Source organism: Aquirufa nivalisilvae (genome assembly GCF_003143535.1).
Taxonomy (GTDB): Bacteria; Bacteroidota; Bacteroidia; order Cytophagales; family Spirosomataceae; genus Aquirufa; species Aquirufa nivalisilvae.
Window position 1 is genome coordinate 2,598,797 of sequence record NZ_CP029346.1, and the last position, 18,930, is coordinate 2,617,726.

15 protein-coding genes and 1 tRNA gene are annotated in these 18,930 nt (G+C 37.6%); 4 read left to right on the top strand and 12 right to left on the bottom strand.

Annotated elements, in window-relative coordinates:
- Positions 1-42 precede the first annotated feature (42 nt).
- Positions 43-1,437: a dihydrolipoyl dehydrogenase gene (gene lpdA / locus HME7025_RS11035; RefSeq protein WP_109323976.1), complete on the top strand. Its 1,395-nt coding sequence runs from the start codon at positions 43-45 to the stop codon at positions 1,435-1,437.
- On the opposite strand, the gene HME7025_RS11040 is transcribed toward lpdA, so the two are convergent.
- The 10 genes from HME7025_RS11040 to HME7025_RS11085 form a co-directional block, all read right to left on the bottom strand.
- Positions 1,432-2,058: a 3-keto-disaccharide hydrolase gene (locus HME7025_RS11040; protein WP_109325415.1), complete on the bottom strand. Its 627-nt coding sequence runs from the start codon at positions 2,056-2,058 to the stop codon at positions 1,432-1,434. The genes lpdA and HME7025_RS11040 overlap by 6 nt on opposite strands.
- A 9-nt stretch (positions 2,059-2,067) precedes the next feature.
- Complete coding sequence (locus HME7025_RS11045) at positions 2,068-3,390, bottom strand: Gfo/Idh/MocA family protein (RefSeq protein ID WP_109323982.1); 1,323 nt, start codon at positions 3,388-3,390, stop codon at positions 2,068-2,070.
- Between the two features lie 81 nt (positions 3,391-3,471).
- On the bottom strand, positions 3,472-6,588 hold the full coding sequence (locus HME7025_RS11050; protein ID WP_109323983.1) for an efflux RND transporter permease subunit: 3,117 nt from the start codon (positions 6,586-6,588) through the stop codon (positions 3,472-3,474).
- A gap of 12 nt (positions 6,589-6,600) precedes the next feature.
- Entirely contained in the window at positions 6,601-7,857 is a 1,257-nt protein-coding gene (locus HME7025_RS11055) for a carbohydrate porin (RefSeq protein ID WP_226998217.1), read from the bottom strand.
- A gap of 17 nt (positions 7,858-7,874) precedes the next feature.
- Positions 7,875-8,957, bottom strand: coding sequence for an efflux RND transporter periplasmic adaptor subunit (locus HME7025_RS11060; protein WP_109323985.1), 1,083 nt, complete (start codon positions 8,955-8,957; stop codon positions 7,875-7,877).
- A gap of 2 nt (positions 8,958-8,959) precedes the next feature.
- Positions 8,960-10,216, bottom strand: coding sequence for a TolC family protein (locus HME7025_RS11065; RefSeq protein WP_109323994.1), 1,257 nt, complete (start codon positions 10,214-10,216; stop codon positions 8,960-8,962).
- Between the two features lie 99 nt (positions 10,217-10,315).
- The gene (locus HME7025_RS11070; RefSeq protein ID WP_109323995.1) at positions 10,316-11,683 is read right to left on the bottom strand and encodes a sensor histidine kinase; all 1,368 of its coding nucleotides are present in this window, start codon (positions 11,681-11,683) and stop codon (positions 10,316-10,318) included.
- A complete protein-coding gene (locus HME7025_RS11075) occupies positions 11,673-12,374 on the bottom strand; it encodes a response regulator transcription factor (RefSeq protein ID WP_109323996.1) in 702 nt (233 codons plus the stop codon). The genes HME7025_RS11070 and HME7025_RS11075 overlap by 11 nt, the downstream gene beginning before the upstream one ends.
- Before the next feature lie 37 nt (positions 12,375-12,411).
- Positions 12,412-13,017, bottom strand: coding sequence for an FMN-binding negative transcriptional regulator (locus HME7025_RS11080; RefSeq protein WP_109323997.1), 606 nt, complete (start codon positions 13,015-13,017; stop codon positions 12,412-12,414).
- 101 nt (positions 13,018-13,118) lie between these two features.
- A tRNA-Ser gene (locus HME7025_RS11085) sits at positions 13,119-13,206 on the bottom strand.
- 322 nt (positions 13,207-13,528) lie between these two features.
- On the opposite strand from HME7025_RS11085, the gene HME7025_RS11090 reads away from it, so the two are divergent.
- From HME7025_RS11090 to HME7025_RS11100, 3 genes are read left to right on the top strand one after another with little or no spacing between them, the layout of a single operon-like run.
- Positions 13,529-15,619, top strand: coding sequence for a nitrite reductase (locus HME7025_RS11090; RefSeq protein ID WP_109323998.1), 2,091 nt, complete (start codon positions 13,529-13,531; stop codon positions 15,617-15,619).
- A gap of 1 nt (position 15,620) precedes the next feature.
- On the top strand, positions 15,621-16,418 hold the full coding sequence (cobA, locus tag HME7025_RS11095; RefSeq protein WP_109323999.1) for a uroporphyrinogen-III C-methyltransferase: 798 nt from the start codon (positions 15,621-15,623) through the stop codon (positions 16,416-16,418).
- Positions 16,408-16,797 (top strand): RidA family protein, encoded by a 390-nt coding sequence (locus HME7025_RS11100; protein ID WP_109324000.1) that lies wholly within the window; start codon positions 16,408-16,410, stop codon positions 16,795-16,797. Before cobA ends, HME7025_RS11100 begins: the two co-directional genes overlap by 11 nt.
- A 93-nt stretch (positions 16,798-16,890) precedes the next feature.
- Here the strand turns inward: HME7025_RS11100 and HME7025_RS11105 are convergent, their stop codons facing one another.
- Both HME7025_RS11105 and moaA read right to left on the bottom strand, forming a co-directional pair.
- Positions 16,891-17,874, bottom strand: coding sequence for a bifunctional heptose 7-phosphate kinase/heptose 1-phosphate adenyltransferase (locus HME7025_RS11105; RefSeq protein WP_109324001.1), 984 nt, complete (start codon positions 17,872-17,874; stop codon positions 16,891-16,893).
- 2 nt (positions 17,875-17,876) lie between these two features.
- Positions 17,877-18,857, bottom strand: coding sequence for a GTP 3',8-cyclase MoaA (gene moaA, locus HME7025_RS11110; RefSeq protein ID WP_109325417.1), 981 nt, complete (start codon positions 18,855-18,857; stop codon positions 17,877-17,879).
- Positions 18,858-18,930: the final 73 nt, after the last annotated feature.

Genomic DNA, 18,930 nt, shown 5'->3' on the forward strand with positions numbered 1-18,930 from the left:
TGTGCTAAATTGCGGACAAATTCATTTAATTCAAGCAATACAATGGCGCAACAATACGATTTAATCGTGGTAGGATCAGGCCCGGGAGGGTATGTAGCCGCGATACGAGCTTCTCAATTAGGCTTAAAATGTGCAGTCGTGGAAAAAGAATCTCTAGGCGGAATCTGTCTAAACTGGGGTTGTATTCCAACGAAAGCTCTTTTAAAATCAGCTCAGGTTTTTGAATACATCAAACATGCTGCTGATTATGGAATTACCGTAAAAGGAGCTGAAGCGGACTTTAACGCAGTTATTCAACGCTCCCGTGGAGTTGCAGATAGCATGAGTAAAGGCGTTCAGTTCTTGATGAAAAAGAACAAAATCGATGTCATCATGGGTTTTGGAAAAATCAAGCCTGGTAAGAAAGTAGAGGTAACTGATGCCGAAGGTAAATCAAGCATCTATGAAGCTAAAAACATCATGATTGCCACAGGGGCACGTGCTAGAGCCTTACCTAACATCCCCATTGATGGAGAAAAAGTGATTGAATACCGCAAAGCTATGAGCTTAAGCAAAAAACCTGATTCTATGGTGATTATCGGATCTGGAGCTATCGGTGTTGAATTTGCCTATGTATATGCTGCCATGGGAACGAAAGTAACCATTGTGGAATTCCTTCCCAATGTAGTTCCTGTAGAAGATGAGGATGTATCCAAAGAATTGGCCAAACAATACAAGAAAATGGGCATCGACATCTTAACTAATTCAAGTGTAGAAAAAGTTGATACCAAAGGAAAAGGTTGTAAAGTTTCCATCAAAACCCCAACTGGAAATCAGGAAATCGAATGTGATATCGTACTATCCGCTGCTGGTGTTATTTCAAACTTAGAAAACATTGGTTTAGAAGAAGTGGGTATCATCGTTGACAAAGGTAAAATCCCTGTGAATGCATGGTATGAAACCAATATGCCAGGCTATTTTGCCATTGGTGATGTTACTCCTGGTCCAGCTTTAGCTCACGTAGCTTCTGCAGAAGGTATCATTTGTGTAGAAAAAATTGCTGGTCATAAAACCGAGGCATTAGATTATACCAATATTCCAGGATGTACTTATTGTACTCCAGAGATTGCTTCAGTAGGTATGACTGAAAAGAAAGCAAAGGAAGCTGGCTACGATATCAAAGTAGGAAAATTCCCATTCGTAGCTTCAGGAAAAGCCACCGCAGCTGGTGCTCGCGATGGCTTTGTCAAAGTAATCTATGATGCTAAATACGGCGAATTGCTTGGCGCTCACATGATTGGTTACAACGTAACTGAAATGATTGCCGAAGCGGTAGTCGTGCGTAAATTAGAAAGTACTGCTTATGAAATCATGAAGTCAGTACACCCTCACCCGACCATTTCTGAAGCATTTAAAGGTGCTACAGAAGCGGCCTATGGTGAAGCAGTTGATTTATAGTAGTCGAACTTTAATCGACTTATACATTACTTTAGATTTGGGATCATGTGCTTGTATAGCAATGGTCCCATTTTTTATTAATCGCAATTCCTGACCTTTATTTCTTAAAGGGCTAGCTGGTTGAGTATAATCTACTACCGTGATTCCATTGATTTTAGTCACGATACGGTTTCCTTTAACGGTAACTAACATATCATACCATTCGTTATCCTTTACGTACACTTCGGCACAATCCACGACATTGTACAAACTAGCTGATCTTCTCCAATCTGTATGAGAATTGTTTACCTGAATCTCATAACCTTGTTTTGGCCAATCTCCTGGTAAAAAATCGGTATGTACATACAATCCAGAGTTTGCTCCTGGAAATGTCATAATGCGAGCTTGAACCTCAAAATCTTTAAAATCATGGTTATTGAATGCGCCATCATAGTATAAATGAGCACGCTGTCCTTCTACCACTAAATTTCCATCTTCTACACGAAAGGATTCAGGTCTTTCACTGGCTTTCCAACCATCTAAGGTTTTACCATCAAATAATTCTACCCATTTTCCTTTTTGAGAGAATCCTAAGTTACAAGCCAACAGGCCTATCATTACGGTCAATACAATCTTTTTCATAAACATCTGTTAAATTTTTATACCCCAAGTTTTGTTCAATTTTCTTCCTAATAAAGCGTTTGCTTCGGCATCATTGAATTTTTCCGTCTTCGGATTCCATTCCAATGATTTATTCACAGCATAAGCAATGTTACCAATATTACATACTGATGCTGTCCTATGACCAACTTCCACATCACATATTGGCATGGTTCTATTACGAATAGCTTGAATGAAGTCTATATAATGATTTTCGCTTTTATACACATGCTTTTCATTCGGTCCAATAACTCGATCTTTCAGTTCTGGCTTAGAAGTTTCTAGTTTCTTTCTTGCACTCCGTAATGTTCCTTCTGTTCCCACAAATTCCACACCACTATTCCATTCCCATGGTTGATGGGTCATGGTTATTCCATTCGCATAGGTATATGTTAGATATGGTTGATCTTTCCCTTGTGGAGCGCTTACTTTCACTGGACCTGATTGATCCATATCCAATGCCCATTGAACAATATCAAACATATGAGCACCCCAATCTGTCATACCGCCTCCGCCAAATTCTTTGTATTTTCTCCAATTAGGAAATACATCTTGAGAAATGGGTGGAGCTAATTCCGAATTAAATGCTACCGCCTCATTGGGTCCCAACCATTTTTCAAAATCCAATCCTTCGGGAATAGCTTGAGCTGGTAATTGATACGCTTCTGGCGGTGGGCCAACATTGACTTTAATGGATTTCACTTCTCCAATATATCCATTACGGATCAGTTCTACCGCCTGACGAAACTCGGGCCAAGAACGTTGCATACTTCCGGTTTGAAATACACGCTTATGTTTGCGAGCGGCATTCACCATAGCTCTACCTTCCCTAACCGTTAATGACAACGGTTTTTCACAATATATATCTTTACCTGCTTCTGCAGCTCTAACGGCCATGGCTGCATGCCAATGATCTGGCGTAGCAATAACAACAGCATCTACATTTTTAGAAGCTAATAATTCGCGATAATCTTGAAAAACGGGAATAGCAGCATAGCTACCCCAAGAAGGGTTCTTGGCATAATTTTCTTTGACACGGTCCAAGAATAAATTAGCCTTCGCTTGGTAAACCTCACTGATTGCACTGATTCTTACCTGACCTGTTGATAAAAAGGAGTTTGACAATCCTCGTCCTTGTTTACCAGTTCCAATAAATCCCAAATTAAGTACATCACTAGGAGCAAGATATGAACTTCCATCAGGACGCTTACCTCCTAGCACATGCCTTGGAACAATCATGATTGATCCAAAGGCCAAACTGGCTTTCGAAAGAAAATCCCTCCGATTTAAGCCATCGTTACGCTTATTTTTCATTTTCAAATAGGTTATTTAATTGGCATAAATGTAAACGAATTTCACCAAATAAAAAACCTTATTTGTCTGCTCTCAAATCGATTAACGGTTCGACTTCGCCGATCTTACATAATGACGTTTTTTCAAAGCCGAATGATAAATCAATGGGAATACCAAAAGTATAAAAAGCGTAGCTGTAACTAAACCACCGATGATAACTACTGCCAAAGGCTTTTGACTTTCTGATCCAATCCCCGTACTTAATGCCGCTGGCAATAAACCTATCGCGGCCATCAAAGCGGTCATCACCACTGGGCGAGTACGCGCACGGACAGATTGCTGAATAGCTAATGCTAAATCAGGAAGCTCCTTGGCTTGTTGATTGATTTCAGAAATTAGAATTACCCCATTTTGGATACAAATACCAAACAATGCGATAAAGCCCACACCTGCCGAAATACCAAAATTAATTCCTGTAATATGCAGGGCAAAAATTCCACCAATAACAGCAAAAGGCACATTAATCAACACATAGCCTGCATCTTTAGCATTACCAAACATGATAAATAACAAGACAAAAATCAAAATCAAACTGATAGGAACAACTTGTCCTAATCGAGTTGTGGCACGCACTTGATTTTCAAATTCTCCTGCCCATCCAATAGTGTATCCAACAGGCAATTTCACATTTTTCAAGACATTTTTCTGTGCTTCAGCAATGGTACTGCCCAGGTCTCGATCTCTAACTGAAAACTTGACACCTATAAATCGCTTTGTATTATCACGATAAATAAAGGCTGGGCCCGTGGAATTTTCAAGTACAGCAATTTCTTTCAAAGGGATTTTAGTCCCTTTAATCGTAGGAATCATCAAATACATGATGTCATTTTCATTTTTACGGTATTCCTTTGAAAAACGTATTCTAATGTCAAACTTCTTTTCTCCCTCATATTTTGACGAGGCCGTCTTTCCTCCAATCGCCATTTCAATGACAGCTTGTGCATCGGCCTTCGTAACACCATAAATGGCCATTTTTTCTTCATCTAATAATATACTGATTTCAGGTTGACCAACATTTCTTAAAATACCTACATCTTTCACACCTTCCACATCTTTAATTTGGTCCAAGACCTGATTCGCCAACTCATCCAATTTGCCTAAATCATCTCCATAAATCTTAACAGCATTGGAAGCATTCATCCCTGCAACAGCTTCCGCAACATTATCAATGATAGGTTGAGAATAATTATAATTAATCCCTTGAAAATTTTTCAATCGCCTATCCATTTCATTAACTAAACCGTCTACCGTCAACTTTCTGCCCCACTCTTCTTTAGGCTTTAAATTCACTTGCATTTGCACATAATAAAACCCACTTGGATCTGTACCGTCATTACTTCGTCCTACTTGTGACAATACCCCGTTCACTTCCGGAAATTTCCGAAGTTCATTACGTAGAGTAGTCACCATTTTTACGGTTTCTGGCAAAGACGAACTCATTGGTAATTTTGCTTCTACCCACAATGCCCCTTCATTTAATGGAGGTAAAAATTCAGAACCTAACCACTTGGTAGAAAACAAGGACAATGCAAACAAAGATCCTGCAAATAGGTAAGTGATTTTTTTATGATTAAATGTCCAATGAAAGGCCTTGCCTACTATTTTATTGATAAAATCAATAAAGAAATTATGCTTTTCTTTGACATTTTTGTTCAACAACACAGAGCTTAAAACGGGTACTAAAGTCAATGTGAAAATCAATGCTCCTAATAAGGCAAATCCTAAGGTATATGCTAATGGAGAAAACATTTTTCCTTCCACTTTTTGGAATGAAAAGATGGGAAGCAATGCAGAAATAATGATCAATTTGGAAAAGAAAATGGCCTTACCTAATTCTGTACCCGTTTTTTTAATCAAACTCATCTTGGCCAAATGATTGAAAGCTGGCATACCAACCTTTTGAGCTCGGTGATCCAAGGCCACGAATAACCCCTCGACCATCACTACGGCACCATCAATGATAATACCAAAATCGACAGCACCAAGGGATAATAAATTGGCACTCATTCCTTTTAATTTCAAACATAAAAAAGCAAATAATAAAGCCAATGGAATGATGATAGAAACAATGAGCGTGGTCCGCCAATCAGCCATGAAAATAAATACGATCACGGTAACTAATATGATTCCTTCCAACAAATTATGCATCACGGTTTTGGTACAATAAGCCATTAAATTATCGCGATCATAAAAGGTGACCATCTTCACATCGGATGGCAAAACACGGGTATTTAACTCGTCAATTTTGACCTTTAGACGTGCCAAGACTTCGGATGGGTTCTCTCCTTTTCTCATGACTACGATTCCCTCTACCACATCATCGTTATCATTTAAACCTACTTGACCCACTCGAGGCATATTACTTTCAATCACCGAGGCCACATTTTTCACTAAAAGAGGATTGCCATTGTTATTATCAACAATGGTATTCTCAATATCCGCTGTCGTTTTTAATAGCCCTATACCTCGTACAACAAAGGCCTGCCCATTTTTTTCAATGACATCACCACCTACATTTAAATTTGATTTTGAAACAGCATTGAATAATTCCAAAGGAGTCAAATCATATTTTTGCAATTTGACAGGATCGATAGCTATTTCGTAGGTCTTCTCCCTACCTCCAAAAGCCACAATATCCGCAACACCAGGTACAGCTCTCAATTGCCTGTCAATAGTCCAATTTTGAAGGGTTAACAATTCTCTCGAATCTCGATCCTTACTTTGCAATGTGTAACGAAAAATTTCACCAGTAGGACCATAAGGAGGTTGCACATCAGGTTCGACATCGTCAGGTAACTTAACTGTTCTCAACAAATTATTGACTTGTTGGCGTGCAAAAAAATCATCTACATCGTCCTCAAAAATGACTTTGATAACGGACAAACCAAACATGGTAATACTTCTCACATTGGTCTTTCTTTGAACACTATTCATAGAAATTTCAATGGGAGTAGTCACAAATCGTTCTACCTCTTCGGCACTTCTACCGTTCCACTCAGTAACAACAATAATTTGCGTATTCGTCACATCGGGAAATGCTTCAATGGGGATATTCAAATAAGAAATAACTCCACCTAGAGTCAAAAGACTCACCCAGAAAAAGGTGAAAAAGCGATTCTTTAAAGAGAATGCCAATATATTTTTAATGAACTTATTCATAAAGCTTATTAATTAAAATTCTGTATGTACGCGAAGCCCCCAAACTGTCAGTGGTCCTCGATCAATATTATATCCTGGGTTTATCACCCATTGAAAATCTGGAGAAAGTGTAAATGGACTAGCAGGAACTTGAAAGCTATAAAAAGCTTCTAAAATAGATTCTTGTCCATATGTAAGATTCCCATCACCAATCATAAAACCATTACCTCCCAACTGTTGATATTTCTGATGTGAAGATGATAGTCCATTGGTTACCCAAGCAATTCCAGCAAAATCCTGTTTTCTATTCCATGATTTTCCCCAAAAATGAACACCCACCGAAATTGATTCATCAATTTCCGTAAAGGCCCAAGTTTCGTTTTTACCATCACTCCAACCATAACGGGCAAATAAGCCCAATACATCAGAATAGCTTAACTCTGCATTTAAGCCATAACCGTATTTCGTCCTGTATGGACTTCTAGTGGATGTAATATCGGGTATTCCTTGAGCCCTATTGGCCAAATCATAGTTTCCCATGGCCGCCTGATTCCGGTAGGCTAGTATTCGAAAAAATCCAGACCAAGACGCATTTACCTGAAATGGTTTGGTCAATTCCAGATTAATCCCATTTGCCTTGTCGTAATTATAATCTAAGTCTGGACCATTAGCAGAAGTTGGTACAGCAGAAAAAGACCCTCTTACTTCTGCTTGAGGTGTTTTATACTCTATGTATAAGCCAGAAGTATAACCACGCGTATTGGCTGCATAGTCCCAACTTCCTTGATTCATCAGAGACCAATTCATAAAATGGGCTCTAGGGTCATGAGAATAAGCATTAAAATCAAAGTAATCTGACAAGCCGTATTTACCTATCACCAATTTCAAATTTCGATGATGCGAAAGCTCAAAATTTTGTTCCAATAATAAGCGTGCCACATAAACCACTGGCTCTGGGTTACCTATTCTAAATGTTTCCCCATTCGTAAAACCTCCCAAACCTTTTGCCTGAGAAAGGCCTTTACCTCCTGATAATTCAGGGTTAAATGTAAAATTGGCTCCTTTCCACAAGGGTGCATCAAAAAACAACGTCGATGTCAGCGACAAGGCTCCCTCTTCTTTGTTTATCATACTATTATCCCCAGAATAGAGCGCATCAAAAGCTCCATGATACTGATACACCGCTGTTTGTTGAAAATGAAAACTCATCTTCCTTTGCGTAGTATCCGACTGAGCCATTGAGCGTATTCCAGTAAATAAAACCAATAAAATGATGCTGTTAAACCGCATTTCTTTTTTGAAATTTATTAATCGTTCAATGCATCATAAATGAGCATTCCATTCTTAGAAATCACTTTTTCGCCCTTTTGCAAGCCGTGCTGGATGTAAGTAACATTTCCCAATTGACGATATACTTCCACTTGTCTAGTTTCAATATTCGCACGATCTTTAAAAATCATGACCCAATTTTTACTCTTATCAAATATGACAGAAGATGATGGTACAGCAATCATTTGGCTATGCTCAGAAAAACGTACATCCACCATGGCATTCATCTCTGGTTTCAATTTATAATTGGCGTTCGGGATTCTAACACGCACTTTCATAGCTTTTGTTTCTGGATCAATGGCAGAGAAAATTTTATCAATTTTACCTTGATATACCTCATCTGGATAACTCAATGTTCTGACATCTGCCTCATAACCCACTTGAACTTTAGGGATATCACTCTCATTGACATTAGCCATTGCCCACACTTCATTGATTTCAGCAATAGAAAATAAAGCATCTGATTTGTCTGGACGAATCTGCTCGTTGGGGCTTATTTCTTTTTGAACAATAAAGCCACTCATAGAAGCCGTCACATTGTAAATCGATCCTTTTTTCAAGTTATAAATGCTAAAAACTTCATTGATACGGGCTAACTCCGCTTTTTGACGATCTAATTCTCGATCTGCAGCTACTACATCTTTTTCAGAGGATAATTTACTTTTATATAAATCGCGAGCTACTTGAAGGTTTTTTTCTGCCACAGCTACATCGCCTAATGCATCCAAGCGATCTCTTTCATATCCGGCTACTTCCCCACTTCGAATAACCGCCAAGACTTGACCTTTCTTTACATAATCTCCTAATTCGGCATTAATCTTAATGACGTTTCCTCCCACAATGGAATAGATCTGGGCGAGTTTATTATTATCTGCCTGAATTTTACCAAACAAACGAATCTCATTTTTAACCTCTTGTAAATCAGCCGAATAAAATTCACAACGGGCCATCATGGTATCACTTAAACGAAATGCCACTGCTTTATCCGATTCTGTATTTTCCTTGTTACAAGAAAGCATCAGAAATGTGGCTGCAAAAGCCATCAATACTACATTTTTCATATCTAGAATAGTTCTTTACCTGTACTTAATTTTATTTGTTCTGCAGAAGTTGCCAATTGAATTTTTATCCTGGAAATCTCCGAAAGGGCATTATTATAGGATTCAAAAAAGTCCACAAATTCAATCAAACTAACATTGCCCTTTTGGAAGTTCTCCGTCATACCTTTTAAGGTTACCTCAAAATCTTCGTCATACAATTTATTGTTTTTCAAAAATTCAGAAACTGTTTGTTTGTATTGCAAATAAGTACTTTGAACCTCTGCAATAACTTGGCTCTTAAGACCATCTACAAACAATTGCTTCACTTTAATCTGAGTCTCTGCGGATTTGATATTTCCTTGATTCCTATTCCAAAACATCAAAGGAATAGCAACACCTACATTCACTTGACGTAGAAAAGCACCACCTCGTTGATCATAAGAAGAAAACAACGTGATATCAGGTTTAGCCAATTTCTTTTGAAGGGAAAAATACTGTTCAGCAAAAACGGCATCCTTCTTTCCCAACAATAAATCAGGTCTATTCTCCAATGCTTGATCAATTAATAATTTAACATCAAAAGGTTGAATGAAACTTTGAATTTCTGCGTCAGAAACTTTAGGAACTACCATACTTTTGGTTTGCAACAATGTCTGCACTTTAGATAGTTGCTGAAAATAATCTCCAAAAATGGCTGCTCTCTCATTGCTCAGATTTAAATAAACCCCCTTTAAGCGAACCACATCTTTTAATGGGATATTCCCTTTATGTGCCTGAATTTCATAGGTGCTAAGAATATTGTCCACCATGGCCATTTGTTTGGTGTACTTCCCAATCAGAATTTGTTGTTGATTCAATAAATAAAGCCCTGTATGAAGTTCAAATTTTAATTGACGAATCAAATCCTGAAAAGCTAACTCTGCCATTTCCACATTGGTCTTCGCTAAATCTATTTGGGCTTTTCTTTTACCGCCCAACAAAATCAGTTGCTCCAACTGAACACTTTGCTGACCCGTATTTCCTAAATGGAAAATTTTACTATTCTCTGGATCAATGGCATTCATGTCCACAGTCAAAACTGGATTAGGATACAAAGAAGCTTGTAGCACTTGGGCCTTTTGAACATCGATGTTCAATGAGGTAGCCAACAATTGATAATTCGTACTTAAAAAGACCTTATCTGCCTGAGCTATGGTGATCGATAAAGTATCGGATTGTGCCTTACTGCCAAAAGCTAGCAAAAGCATCAAAAAAAGGCTGCAAATTTTAAAGTAGGACATAGCTAATCTTTTATGTCCACAAAACTGGGAAGATTAGACTTAAAATGAACTTAAAATAGAATTTAATTTATTATCACACTATAAATCAGCAACTTACAATTATGATTTACTAGGAAAATGAAGGGTGAAAACATTACGAGTATTCGAATCCACTTGATAATCTATTTTACCTCCGTGTAGCTGAACGATTTTATTCACCAAAACGAGGCCTAATCCAAAACCTCTTTTACCTTGACTATTGGATCCTCTAAAAAAGTGCTGAAACAAGTAAGGTACTTCAGAGGCTGAGATGGACGGTCCCTCATTGGAGAAAAATATTTTTAATTCTCCATACTGAAATTGAAACATAATTTCGGCCCTTTTCGTGGTAGAATAATGAATACAATTCAACAATAAATTTTGAACGGCCATTTGAATTAGTCGGATGTTGCCATCAATCACTAATTTATCCTCTTGTTCTATGTTGGGATGAATTTTTATATCAAATTTGAATTTTGGATACAATTTTTTGGCTTCAGAACAAGCATCAAAAACGATTTCGTCTAAACGAATCCGTTGAAAACTCAAATTAGCATGAGTTTCTACTTTGGCTATTTCAAGTAAGGCATTAATCATATCCCCTAATAACAGGGTGTCTTCCTTCTGATTTTGAATGCCTTTTACCAATTGTATAGGATCTTTTTCCTTTTCTAAGTTCTCCAAATTACTTACCAATATGGCAATCGGTGTTTTCAATTCATGAGAAATATGATGTACGGCATGCTTTTGAAAGGCGAATGAATTCTGTAAACGAGTCATCAGTTCATTAAATCGCTGTGCCAACAAATAAATTTCGTCTTTATTTTCAGGAATAGGTAAGAAACTGTGAGGAGTTTCCATATTAATAACTTTCAATGCCGATGCCATTTGAATAATAGGCTGGGTAATCTGCTTGGAAAGAATAAACGAGCTTAATAAGATGAGTGCTGAAATCAATACAAAAAATACCCAAAGGATATTTTTCAAAAAGTCTAGCTTGGAATGTCCAAACTTATCATAGGCTTTAGATATGCCATAAAATTGTTTCCCTCGAATCCGAAATGTCACCGCAACGACATCTAAATCCCCTTCCTCTGTTTCAATGATTGAACGATCTTGGTTCAATTCTTTTAACAGTTCTGTTGAAAACTCTATTTTCGTATCATCAATACTGGAATAAATCAATTTTTTTTGAGAATCAAATAACAAGGTCTTTTCTCTAAATAATTTATTGACCGTCAACTCCCCCATGGATTGGATGATATCTTGATCCAGTTCTCTCACTTCCGCCAATATCCCCATGGTGGAGAAAATATGATCCTTTATTCTTTGTTGAAAATCTTCCTTTCGATAATTTTTAAATACAGTAAACAACAACAAAAATGTCACACCTACCACCGAGATAGACAAGACAGAAAAGTAAATCAATATACGTTGTCTAATGCTCATGAGAACTTAGGTAATAACCAAAACCCACTTTGGTCCTGATTAAGTTAGAGGCAAATGGTTTATCTATTTTTTTCCGAAGAAAGTTAATATACACCTCAATCGTATTGTTATTTTCATCTAAAGATCCACCCCAAATATCCCGATTCAACTCTCTCTTAGTGACTAATTTACCTTTGGCATTGGCCAATTTAAGTAATAAATTAAATTCTCTTGGAGTTAAACTAATCGGAGTCTTTCCTCTACTGACCGATTGAGTACTTAAATCAATCAATAAATCTTCCATACGTAGTATATTCTCTGCTTCAGGGACTGGTTGGTTTTTTGAGCGTTTTAATAATGCTTTCACTCGTGCCATGACCTCCCGCATAAAAAAGGGTTTAGTCAAATAATCATCCGCTCCAACCTCAAATCCATGCATTTTATCATCCAAATCGTCAAATGCTGTTAGCATTAAAATGGGCGTATGTGTATTGTATTGCCGAAATTCTTTACATAAAGTCAAACCATCTTTGTAAGGCAAATTGATATCCAATACAATAATGTCATATTTCTTTTCTTCCATCATTTTTTGAGCAGCTAATCCTTCTCTAGCAATTTCTACTAGAAAGCCTTCCTGAAAAAAATAATCATGAATATTCTGACATATCCTAGGGTCATCTTCTACCAACAATATTCTAACTTGACTCTTCATAGGCAATGCATTGAAAATAACATGCAAATCTAATTTCCTAATTCTTCTTCATATATTCAGCAATTTGCTGTTCATGGCTCAAAGTGCTTTGCGATAAAGCTTGAGCAATTTGTTCTTGCTCTTTTTTTGATCTATTCTGACTTATTTTCTTCTTGGCTTGAATTTCAGAAATTACAACTTCAAATGCTACAATTCCTTGTATCATGTTCGATTTATATGCCTCCGATAGCCCATCCCACTGCGTTTTATACTCCTTTTCGAAAAATTCAATACTTTCTTCCAGAATACCTTGAGCTTCCTCTTGGGTTTGAACTAATCTGGCCTTTCCATAAAGATGCACGGATATATAATTCCAAGTAGGCACATTTTGCTCTTTTTCATAATGCCTTGGAGAAATATAGGCATGGGGTTCTTGAAAAATAAATAAGTTTTCTTGATCTACAATTTGCTTCCATTGTTCATTGGCTTTGGCAAAATGGGCTCTCAAAATAATCTTATTATCCACCAACTGGGAAACAAAAGGCAATTGCGTCGCCACAGGTTTACCATGAACCATGGTGATGATCGATCCAAAACTATATTTCTGAATGAACTGGATAATTTCAGCTAAATCTGTCAATTGGTTGATGGCGGGAATGTACATTGCTCAGCGGATTTATGTGAACAAATGTATTGAATTCATTCGGAGCCTGATTATCCAAAAACAAAAAAAAGACAAATCTAAGATAGATTTGTCTTTAGGAGCAGAGGGGAAGGGATTCGAACCCTCGATAAGCTTGAGACCTATACACACTTTCCAGGCGTGCTCCTTCAACCACTCGGACACCCCTCTGTTTGGGAGGGCAAAACTAATCAATTCTTTTGAAGAATGGAAACTGCCATTCACATCCTTTCACTTTTATTAGAATTTCAAGCTAATTCCTCATTAGGCCATACCTTGATTACCTAAAAATGGCCTATACAAATATCAGTTGTGGAAAATCCTTTACATCTACAATTTGAATTGCATTGAAATAATCGTTCTATTTCAAAGATTACTGGGTAAAAGTTTTTTACATTCGAATGAAAAATCCTTGGTCGAATAGCGTTGAATTTGTAATTTTGCTTAAAATCTATATATTATATAGAGTATATAAGATTAAAAATACGCCATTATGCAAAGCTTCCGCTCAGAAATAGAAAATCCTATAGTAGAAAAAGACATCATTGATCTTGCCAATAAAATTGCTCAATTCAGAGCAGGCGAGATACATGAAGAGAAATTCCGTAGCCTTCGATTGGCTCGTGGTGTTTATGGCCAGAGACAACAGGGCGTACAAATGGTTCGCATTAAACTTCCTTATGGAAAAATTAAGTTCAACCAATGGCGCCGAATTGCAGCTATTTCAGATGAATACTCGACTGGAAATTTGCATTTAACGACGCGTCAAGATATTCAAATTCACTTCGTTTCTTTGGATCGTACGCCTGAGTTATGGGCTAAATTAGAACAAGACGATATTACATTACGTGAAGCTTGTGGAAATACCGTTAGAAATATCACGGCCTCTCCTACTTCTGGGATTGATCCTTTGGAATTATTTGATGTAAGTGCCCATGCAGATACGGCTTTCCGATATTTATTGAGAAATCCGATTTGCCAAGAAATGGGAAGAAAAGTAAAAATATCATTTTCTAATACGGACGAAGATACATCCCTTGCTTATTTACATGATATGGGCTTTATTCCCAAAATTCAACAAGGGATTAAAGGATTTAAAGTAGTGGTAGGTGGAGGCTTGGGCGCACAACCCATGTTAGCTTACACGGCCTATGAGTTCTTAGCTGAGAATAAAATTATTCCATTTATGGAAGCTGTTTTACGTGTTTTTGACCGTCATGGAGAAAGAAACTCCCGTCATAAAGCTCGTATGAAGTTTTTAATTCAGAAAATTGGATTTGAGGCGTTTATGGATTTGGTCAATGCTGAAACCAAAGCTTTAAAAAATCAAGTGGTAGAAATTCCTAGCGATGGTGTTTGGGAGGTTTCTATACCTACTAAACTATCCAGCATCATTTCTGATGGTTCTGAAGCATATCAAACTTGGTTAAGTTCAAATACCTTTGAGCAAAAACAAGTAGGTTATTTTGGGGTATATGTACGTATTTTGAACGGAAATATTTCCAGTGATACCTCTAGAAGTATCATGCAAGCTTTAGAAGGATATATTGGAGATGATGTTCGTATCACCATTAACCAAGGTTTGTTGTTCAAATTTGTCCCACAACAAAATTTGGCCTATGTATATCAAGTCTTAAAAGACCATGATTTAGCTTCACCTGGAGCCAATTCTGTGGCCAATATCACGGCTTGCCCAGGTACAGATACTTGTAATTTGGCTATTTCTGATTCCACCAATATTACATCGAAATTAGAAGAGGTCATTTCACAAGATTTTCCTGAGTTAATTCATGACAGCCAAATGAAAATCAAAATTTCGGGATGTATGAATGCCTGTGGACAACACAGCATGGCCAGCATAGGCTTTCATGGATCATCTTTGAAAGCTCCAGATAAGCGAGTTCTTCCGGCATTACAAGTTCTTTTAGGAGGAGCCACACTTGGAAATGGAGAAGGAAAAATTGCAGACAAAGTGATTAAGGTTCCATCTAAAAGAGGTCCTGAAGTTTTGCGAGTAGTTTTAAATAACTATGAAGAAAATGCTTTAGAAGGAGAATATTTCCACCAGTACTATGACCGTCAAGGAGAAAAATATTTTTATACTCTATTGAAGCCGATTGCTGATTTACAAACATTGGTGGATGATGATTTTATTGACTGGGGAGCTGCGGAGTCCTTTCATACGGAAATTGGAGTGGGTGAATGTGCCAGTGTCATCATCGATTTAGTGGCTACATTGCTATTCGAATCAGAAGAAAAATATGATTGGTGCAAAGGTGCCTTAGAAGATAAACGCTGGGCAGATGCTATCTATCACGCTTACAGCGTATTCGTTTCTGCTGCTAAAGCTTTATTATTAGATAAGAGTGTACAAGTATCTACTCAGAATGCCGTGATTACGAAATTCGATGAGCAATATGTACAAACCGGTGATTTTGATTTACAAGCCGAAAGCTTTTCTGCTTTAGTTCTTCAAATCAATCAACATGAGCCTAGCGAAGCTTTCGCAAAAGCTTATGCTCAGCAAGCATTGAGTTTCTTAGAAACCGCTAGTTTATTCCGCCAATCTATTGCCAGTAATTAAGATGATCCAACAATTAAGTCGATTTAAATCATTAGAACCTCAACCGAAACTTAGTGTAGTTGGTGCTGGGCCTGGTGATCCTGAATTGATCACTTTAAAAGCCATCAAGGCTTTGCAAAGTGCTCAAGTCGTTTTATTTGATGCCTTGGTGGATGTCAGCTTACTTGGTCATTGCTCTGATCATTGCGAAAAAATATTTGTTGGGAAAAAGGCGGGAGAAAGCCATTCGCAACATGCGATCAATGAGCTTATTGTAAAGAAAGCCTATGAATTAGGTCATGTCGTTCGACTAAAAGGAGGAGATCCTTTTGTCTTTGGAAGGGGTCAAGAAGAAATTGAATATGCCAAACAATTTGGTTTATTGACTGCCTATATCCCTGGTATCAGTTCGTCATATGCTGCAGCAGGTGCAGCGGATATCCCATTGACTATCAGAGGAGTAAACGAAAGCTTTTGGGTCATGACGGGCACTAAATCAGATGGCTCTTTAAGTAGTGATTTACAACTTGGATTACAATCTACTGCCACTATCATTATCTTGATGGGTATGCATCGATTAGCCGAGATCTCTAAAATTTGTCAGGATGCAGGAAAAGCCAATTTATCTGCAGCTATTATTCAGAATGGGACAATGTCCCAACAAAAAGTGGGCTTAGGTATCGCAGGTGAACTTGAAAATTTGGCTAAAATTGAAGACCTTCGCAATCCCGCAGTTATTATCATAGGCGAAGTAGTTCGTCATGCTAAAAAGGACGTTTGGGAAAAAATATCTCACTTAATTAATAAAAATGAGCAATAGAATTTCAATATCAAGTGGCTCTCCATTTGAAGATGTATTTGGTTACTGCCGTGCAGTAAAAACTGGAAATTTACTGGAAATCTCAGGAACAGTAGCCCTTATAGATGGCGATAAAGTAAAAGAGGATGATTTATATGCTCAAACTTACAACATCATTGAGCGCATTGCCTTGGTGTTAGAAGAAGCTGGATCTTCTATCAATGATGTCGTTAGAACACGAATTTTCACGACTGACATTTCCAAAAACTTAGATATTGCTAAAGCCCATGCTCATTTCTTTGGAGCAGTTAAGCCAACCACCGGTATCTATGAAATTTCAGCATTGATAGCTCCTCAGTACAAAGTGGAGATAGAATTCACAGCTTGGGTTAAGGAATAGCTTATCAGTTTCTTGATACAATAATTCAAATATTGGTCCGTTAGACAAACGCTGTCAAGGTTTGGAACCTTGCCAGCGTTGTAAAAAACAACCTTACATCAAGTGGCTTTCGGCCTCTTTTTTCAACAATTCTTTATCAATAGGAACTACACCTAGCGACTCACAAACTAAGCCTCCGCCTAAATTGGCTAATGAAGCAATATGGCGTGCAGGTAAACCCAATGCCAGCGCACAAGCTGCGATGGAAATTACGGTATCTCCTGCCCCTGAAACATCGGCTATCTGCCTAATATGTGCAGGAATTCGAACCTGCTCTTTCCCCAAATCCATCAACACTCCTTTTTCTGATAAGGTCACAAATACTCCATCAAAACCTTGACTTTCTTTAAATTGATGAACTGTCTCCAATAATTTTTGGCCTTCAAGATCTTCTGGAAACAATCCTAATCCATCTCGCAATTCATGCAAATTAGGTTTAAATAAAGTGGCTCCACGGTAGCTAAAAAAGTTGCGCTTTTTAGGATCCACTACAGTCGGAATCCCATGCTTTCTAGCCAAAGTGATTACTTCTTGAATCAATTGCTCATTTAAAACACCTTTATCGTAATCTTCAAAAATGATTACATCTACTTCCTTTATGCAAGCTTTCACCTTTTCCAAAAGGGCCGCTGAACTTGCATGCTGGACCAACTTATCTGTTTCAGAATCAACTCGCAACAACTGTTGAGAACCCGCAATTATCCTTTCTTTAATCGAAGTTATTCTTCCTTTTTCCTCCACAATTCCGCTCAAGGAAATTCCTTCTTTCTCCAAAAGACTCTTTAGTTGCAATCCAGCATCATCATCCCCAACCACAGAAACAACCCACGGTTTAGCTCCTAAACTGGCTATATTCATGACTACATTACCTGCACCACCTAATCTAGCTTCTTTCTTAATAACTTGAACTACAGGCACTGGAGCTTCTGGAGAAATGCGACTCACCTTTCCCCAAGTGTAAGCATCGATCATTAAATCACCAATGACCAATACCTGCAATTGATCAAAACCTTTGAAAATATCGTTTACTGTTTTCATAACTAACCCCCAATACTCGTCATAGACTCGTTTATAATTCCTTTTCTATTTTTTTCTGCCTCAAAACCATCTTTGGGTCTATTCCCAAATAAAGTAATGAAAGTTTGTCTAATTTCTTCGTCGCTAACACCTTGTCGAATAAATGATTTCAAATCAAATACACCATCATCATATAAACAAGTCTTAACTTCCCCCAAAGCTGTCAATCGAATTCGATTACAGGTTCCACAAAAAGTCCGACTAAAAGCTGCAATCACACCAACATCTCCTTTGAATCCAGGAATCTGATATCTCATAGCAGTCTCTCCATAGCTAAGATCCATGGGCTGCATATTCCCAAAATGTGCTTTCAAATGATCTAGAATTTTAATAAAATCCCAGTTTAAATTAGCGGCACCATTACCTGAACCATTAAAAGGCATTTCTTCAATGAAACGAACAGAAATAGGATATTGCTCCGTTAATTGTGCCAAAGCTAAAATATCTTGCTCATTCTTCCCATCCATTACTACCGCATTGATTTTAACTTTAAAATCAGCTTCTATCAAGCCTAACATGGCCGAATAAACCACATCAAAATCATTTCGTCTGGTAATTTGATAAAAACGTTGTTTGTCTAATGAATCAAGACTCAAGTTGATCGACCTAACTCCCAATTGAATTAATTTAGGAATCTGTTTTTCTAACAAGACTCCGTTACTCGTTAAACAAATTTCTAATCCTTCCAAGCGACTTAACTCCTCAAGGAATTCCATGATGCCGTTGCGTAACAACGGCTCTCCACCTGTGATTCTAACTTTTTTTAATCCTAATACATGCAATTGCTGCACTATTCGCAACATTTCCTCCCAGGTCAACAATTGTTTCTCTGGCAAATAATGTATTCCCTCTTCAGGCATACAATAAAAACATCTCAAATTACATCGATCCGTGACAGCTAATCGCAGATATGTCATTTCTCTACCATGATTATCATAGAGAATGGGACGAGAAGAAGGTAAGCTTTGAGAAATATCCAATATATTTGTATTATATACAAAGGTACAAAATCGCCCC